This window comes from Mucilaginibacter sp. P4_G9 (genome assembly GCF_056400985.1).
Genome location: NZ_JBFUKF010000256.1, coordinates 1 through 7248, shown reverse-complemented (window position 1 = coordinate 7248; position 7248 = coordinate 1). Strand labels below are relative to the sequence as shown.

General features: G+C 43.6%; 3 protein-coding genes. All 3 read right to left on the bottom strand.

Going from position 1 to position 7248, the window contains the following annotated elements; all coding sequences use genetic code 11:
* Positions 1-2355, bottom strand: a 2355-nt coding sequence (locus tag AC1DPZ_RS18680; RefSeq protein ID WP_477406180.1) for an ABC transporter permease, incomplete at its 3' end; no start/stop codon positions are given.
* A 107-nt stretch (positions 2356-2462) separates the two neighbouring features.
* Entirely contained in the window at positions 2463-4892 is a 2430-nt protein-coding gene (locus tag AC1DPZ_RS18675; RefSeq protein WP_477406178.1) for an ABC transporter permease, read from the bottom strand.
* 105 nt (positions 4893-4997) lie between these two features.
* On the bottom strand, positions 4998-7248 hold a 2251-nt coding region (locus AC1DPZ_RS18670), incomplete at its 5' end, for an ABC transporter permease (protein ID WP_477406176.1).

The following is a 7248-nucleotide window of genomic DNA, read 5'->3' as shown; positions in this document are numbered from 1 at the left end:
CAAAGCGGCTCTGATGCTTTGATAACTTACCGTTAATAAAGTGATTACCATGGCTCCGGTGGCGGCGGCGGCAAATATCCACCAGGCTATGCCGGCGTGATATTGATACCCTTGCAGCCAGCCATGCATAAAATAATAAGAAACCGGGGTTGCTATCAGTATGGAAATAACAACCAGCACCACAAAATCTGTCGACATTAAGCGCCACAGGCTAAATACCGATGCGCCCAATACCTTGCGTACGCCTATTTCTTTAATGCGCTGCTCGGCCAGGAACGAAGCCATACCAAACAGGCCCAGGCAACTGATAAAAATAGCCAGCCCGGCAAAGCAGGCGGCCAGTTTGCCTATACGTTGCTCGTTGCCAAATTTTTTGGCGTACTCATCATCCACAAAATGATATTCAAATGGTTGTGATGGGTTATATAGTTTAAAAATGCGCTCTATTTTGCCAAGGGCTTCTGTTGCGCTAACCTTCGGATTAATTTTTAGCAGGATAGTAGATTCTGAATTTTTGGAGAGGTAATAAATAAATGGCCTGATTTCTTCATAAGGCGAGCTGATGATCATGTCCTTTACTACCCCTATCACCTTTAACGGCTCACCATTCCATTTAATGGTTTCACCAACCGCATTATCATTAAAGCCCATAAAGCGGGCTGCGGTTTCATTAATTACCAAACCAGATGAATCTGTGAGGAACGACCGGGAGAATCCCCTGCCCTGTTTAAAATTCCACCCGATTGTTTTTTCAAAATCATAGGACACACCTTCATTAGGAAAATCCACACTCATGTTAGGGTCTTTGCCTTTCCACTCAAAACCACTGCTGCTTGAGCTGTACTCTGTTGGTGCAGCACCGGCTTCGGCTACAGATACCACGGCCTGGCTTTTTAACAGTTCGGCTTTAACTACATCGAGGTGTTTATGAATATCATCGTTAAGTACAGGTACCGAAACCAATCCATCACGACTGTAACCAATAGGCCGGTCTTTAGCAAACTGGATCTGCCGGAAAACAATAATAGTACCGATGATAAGGGTGATGGATACTGTAAATTGTATTACCACCAATACCTTACGCGGAACGGCGGCAAGCCGGCCAACCTTGAACGATCCTTTTAAAACTTTTACAGGCTCAAACGACGACAGGTACAATGCCGGATAGCTTCCGGCTATTAATCCGGTAAATAAACTGAAGCCAACAACCATTAACCAAAACAAAGGGCTACCCCATAAAACAGACATATTTTTATCAGAAACAGCATTAAAAAACGGTAAGCTCAGCTGTACCAGTACTATGGATAAGGCCAGCGCCAATACCACAAACAGTACTGATTCGCTAAAAAACTGGTAGATGAGCTGGCTGCGTAAAGAGCCTATTGCCTTGCGGATACCCACTTCTTTGGCCCGTTTTTCGCTACGGGCTGTACTTAAATTCATAAAATTGATGCAGGCCAGCAGCAACACAAACACACCGATTATGCCAAACAACCAAACGTATTTAATGCGGCCGCCTACATTTACACCATTTTTAAAATCGCTGTATAAATGCCATTTGCTCATGGGCTGTAAAAAAAGCTGCGGTTTCTTTTTAGCCAGTTCGGTATTGAGGTTACGCAGTTTGGCATCTTTTATTTTTACAGATACATTGGCAAAGCTGGTATTATCAATCAACTGAACAAAGATCTGGAAGGCATTTGGCCGCCAGGGATCGGCAGCGGTGCGTACCCATTCGGTATTATTAAAATAAAGCTGCCATGGTGCAATAAACGAAATATCTGCAAAGGTTGAATTGCGGGGCAGATCTTCATAAACCCCCGTTACTTTTACATCCAGTTTATTATCAATCTTTAAAACCTTGTTCATCGGGTCGGCATCACCAAAATAAGCTTTGGCATTTGATGCTGATATTAAAACCGAGTAAGGGTCTTTTAACCCATCGCGCGTGCCCTTCAGCATTTTAAGCGTAAACATTTCTGGTGCCTGGGGTTCAAAATATACGCCTGTTTTGTTTAGCTTTTTATCGCCCAGGCTTAACAGGTGGTTACCCATTCCTGCAGCCATCACTACAGCTTTAAAACTGCTGCCATAGTTTTTACGCAACTCGTTAGCCAGCGGATAAGGCGTTGCCGCCCAGGTATCAATTTCGCCGTTATTTTTCAAATTCTGTTCAACCAGGGCAATACGGTTATAGTTCTGGTGATACTGATCGAACGATAATTCGTCCCAGATCCATAACCCGATAAGGATGGCTACCGCCATACCAACCGAAAGCCCCGCGATATTGATAACAGAGTTAGCCTTATTTTTGATAAGGTTACGCCAGGCGGTTTTTAAATAATGTTGGTTCATTTGTTCACTGGTTCATTTGTTCATTGGTCTTGTCTGTTGGCTAATACCGCACCAATCCACAATACTTCTGTCTTGATACTTGATACTAACTACTTGATACTACTCATCTATTCCGTTTTCAAACTCTTCACCGGGTTCATCAATGCTGCCTTTATAGCCTGGAAACTTACCGTAAACAGGGCTACAAATGCCGCCAGGATGCCGGCCAGGCCAAACATCCACCAGCTGATAGGTATGCGGTATTCAAAGGCCTGCAGCCATTTATTCATCCCCCACCAGGCTATAGGCGTTGCAATGATGAAGGCAATGATAACCAGCTTTAAAAAATCTGTAGATAGCAATTGTACTATGCCGGTTACGCTTGCACCCAATACTTTACGAATACCTATTTCTTTGCTGCGCTGCTCGGCGCTAAAGGCAGCTAAACCAAACAAGCCAAGGCATGAAATAACAATGGCTACCAGCGTAAATGAATTAATGATCTGCGATAGGGTGATCTCTGTTTCATATTGCTTTTGAACCTCGGTATCTAAAAACGAATATTCAAAAGGGGCGTCGGCAATATCTTTGCGCCATAATACCTCTATTTTTGCCAGCAGTGATTTATAGTTTTTGCTATCGGTAGCAACCACAAGGTTATTAAAATCTCCGGCGTTTTTATCATAAACCAGCATAAATGGTTTTACTTCACTGTGGAGTGAGTTGTAGTTAAAATCCTTCATAACGCCGGCCACTTCTACAAAGGTTTCGGGGTTGGGTTCATACTTGGTGTATAACCTTTTTCCCGGCGCAGTTTGAGGGTTTAATCCTAAACGCTTTGCCAGGGTTTCATTGATTAATACCCGGGTTGAATCGTGCAGGCGGAAATCGCGACCGCTAATGATCTTTATACCATTGGCTTTCGCAAAAAATTCATCGGTGTTTATATTTTGCGCGTCGATAGCAGTGGTCATGTTACCACCTGCGGGGTAAACACCATGATCGTGCGGTACAAACTGGCTTAAATAATTGTCGGCGCGGCTTACTACTTTAACCTCGGCCAATTGCCTCAGGTCGTTTGCAAAATTCTGCATTTTGCTTTGTGTACCAACTGTATAAAAGTTGAAGATGAGCTTCTGCCTGGCATCAAAGCCAATATCTTTATTCTTTATATAGTTGAGCTGGCTGTATATAATAATGATACCGGTAACCAGCACAATTGATAATACAAACTGAAAAACAACTAACGATTTGCGAATGCCGGCTGCCGAAATGTGGCTGGTAAAATTGCCTTTTATTACTTTGATAGCTTTAAACGACGATAAGTAAAACGCCGGATAGCTGCCCGCAACCAGGCCGGTAACAAGCACCAGGCTTATTAACATTACCCAAAGCTTGTAATTTGTAAAAAAAGACAAGTGGATATCTGTTTTGGTTACCTGGTTTAGGTAAGGAAGCAGGATCATTAATAGCGGCAGCGCTATAGCTACCCCAATTAATGCCAATAAAAACGACTCGCCCAAAAACTGTTTTATCAAATCGCCCTGGCCCGCACCTATCACTTTACGTACGCCTACTTCTTTGGCGCGTTTGGATGCGCGCGCGGTAGACAGGTTCATGAAGTTGATACAGGCAATCACCTGGATCATTACGGCTATCAGTATTAGTATATACAAGAACGAAGGGGCCAGCGTTTTGGTTAATTCATGTTCAAAACCCGGAGTGGTGTGGATGGATGCAACCGGCTGCAGGTGCAATGATTTTTTCATGCCTATTTCCTTCATTTGGGCAGCGCCATATTTATTTAAAAATTCGGGCAGTTTTTTTTCAAATGCTGCAGCATTGGCATCGGGCCTCAGTTTTACGTAGGCAAAAAGAAAGTTATTGCCACCCCAGGTATTGTTTTGGCGCACATATTGGCCCAGGCCTCCACTGTTCATGGCCATAAACATATTGGCGTGAATGTGCGTTTTTCCGGCGCTTTCGTCAACCACTCCGGTTACCTTAAAATCATGTTTTCCAAAGGAGTTATCAATAGATATCATTTTGCCTACCGGGTCTTCGCTGCCAAAAAGCTTGTCGGCAACAGGCTTAAGCAACACAATGGAGTAGGGCTCGGCTAATACTTTTGATGCATTGCCGCCAACAAAGTGATAGCTGAACATATCAAAAAAGGTAGAGTCGACATAAGCGGCATCCTTTTGATAAAATGATTTTTCCTTATAACGCAGCAGGTGTTGTTTGGCACCAAAACCTTCGGTAGTTACCAGGCGGGTAAATTGTACCACTTCGCCAAAATCATTTTTCATGGCAGGGCTAATTGGCGGTGAGCTTGCCGCTCCGTGGTGTTTATCGCCGGTGAGTTCCAGATCGGTTGTTATGCGGTAAATATTGTTTACATCCTTATGCTGCTTATCATAACTGTACTGATCCTGCACATACAATAAAATATACARGCAACACAATGTACCTGTAGCCAGGCCAATAATGTTGATGAAACTAAAGGTTTTGTTTTTTAACAAAAACCGCCATGCTGTTTTTAAATAACTCTTTAACATTATATTGTTGGTTAGCTTAAGGCTAAAGGCATAAAGCTTTTTTTTCGTTAATTTAACTGTTCAATTTTTATGCTTTCAGCTTTATGCCTTCGGCTTTCAGCTTTTCTACTCCGCCTTCAAACTATTTACCGGGTTCATTAGCGCGGCTTTTATGCTTTGGTAACTTACAGTAAACACGGCTATCAGTATGGCCACTATCCCCGCAAGGGCAAACATCCACCAGCTTATACTGATGCGGTTGCTGGGGTTAAAATCCTGCAACCATTTGTTCATGGCCCACCATGCTATTGGCGATGCGATTAGAATGGCGATGAACACCAGCTTAACAAAATCGACCGAGAGCAGGCGCGTGATGTTGGCTATACTTGCCCCAAGTACCTTGCGGATGCCTATCTCTTTGCTGCGCTGCTCGGCCATAAAAGCGGCTAAGGCAAACAAACCAAGGCAAGCTATAATGATAGCCAATACGGCAAAGCTGGTAAATATGCGTCCCATCCGTTGTACGTCGGCATACATATTGGCAAATTGCTCGTCCATAAACGTATATCTGATGGGCTGGTTTGGCGAAAAGTTTTTCCATACCGCGGTTATCTGCGCGAGCGTATTTTTAACATCAGTAGGTTTTATTTTTACCGATACAATTGTAGGACTATTACCCAGGTGCATTACCAATGGTTCGAGGCTACCCTTTAGCGATTCAAAATTAAAATCCTTTACCACACCAATAATGGGCACAGGCGCGCCGTAATTACTTATCCGTTTACCTACCGGATTTTTAAGTCCTAATTTTTGCGCCATGGTTTGGTTAATGATCACGGCCTGCGAATCGGTTTTTAGTTYAGGGTTAAAATCCCGACCAGCCACTATAGTCATGCCCAGGGTTTTTATATAGTCGGCATCAACATCCCAAAACTGGCCACCGGYACCAGCTTCCAATTTCTGTTTACCCTCATTATGAAACTCATTGCCGTTACGCTTGGTGCCCGATACCGGTAAAAAATCGCTCACGGAGGCGCTTTTTACAGCGGATAGCTTTAGCAACTCGTTTTTGAAGTTTTGCACTTCGCCCTCCAACGTGTGCGTGCCCTGTATCATCAACACCTGGTCTTTTTCAAACCCTACCTTTTTATTCAGGATGTAATGCATCTGGTTATAAATAACCACGGTGCTTATAATTAATATAATGGAAGTAGTGAACTGGAAAACAACCAGTCCGTTGCGTAAAAAGGAGCTTTTGCTACCCGTAGCCAGCTTGCCCTTCAGAACGTCTACCGGTTTAAAGCTGGAAAGGTAAAATGCAGGGTAAACGCCGGCCAGTATGCCAACTAGTACCGCGGCAACTATTATAGTGGGCATAAACCACCATTGCAGCCATGGTATGGTTAGTGTTTTTGATGCCAGCGTATTAAAATAAGGCATTAATAATGCCGCCAAAATGATGGCTATAATAAAGGAGATAAAGCTGTAAATCAATGATTCGGCCAAAAACTGACCGATCAGACCACTGCGCTGTGAACCTACTACTTTGCGCAAGCCCACCTCCTTTGCCCTGTTGGCAGATTTTGCCGTTGCCAGGTTAATAAAATTGATACAGGCAATCACCAATATAAAACCGGCCACCGCCCCAAACAACCACATAAACCGAATATCCCCATGCGACAAGCCATCGCGGATATCATACGAGTACAGGTTAATATCTTTAATATTTTGCAAAAACATGGTTAAAGCGGCGGCAATCCTATCCGCGTTTTTATCGCCACCCCTTCTCATATCGGGTATGTAATAGCCTTTTATTATGCCATCGGTTATCTTTTTATTCAGGCTTTTAACATCGGCACCTGGTTTAAGTAACACGTAAATATCATAGTTACTGGCTCCCCAGGTTTCCTGCTCACCATCCCAAAACTTAACACCAGTTAGGGTAAGCAAAAAGCTGTAATGCAAATGTGAGGTAGTTGGAAAATCCTGCATCACGGCCCCAATTTTATAAGGGCGGCTTTTATTGTTGTTAAGGTACATCACCTYGCCAACCGGATTTTGACCAGGAAAATATTTATCGGCTTTACTTTTTGATATCACCATGGTTTGCGGCTCGGTAAGCGCATGCGCCAGGTCGCCGTAAACCATGGGGACTTTTAGTATCTCCAATAGCGACTGATCTGCGTAAGCAAAACCATCCTCGTGGGTGTTTTGCACGCCGTCTGCACGTTTCAACTCGTTACTGCCCGCACCCCAAAACAGGGAGTTGTTCATTACACGGCCCGATTTTTCAACCTCCGGGTAATCATTTTTAACCGTTTTGGCCATCACCGCCGGCCAGGAAGTACCTTTTTCGTGTATGGCATCTATATTATAG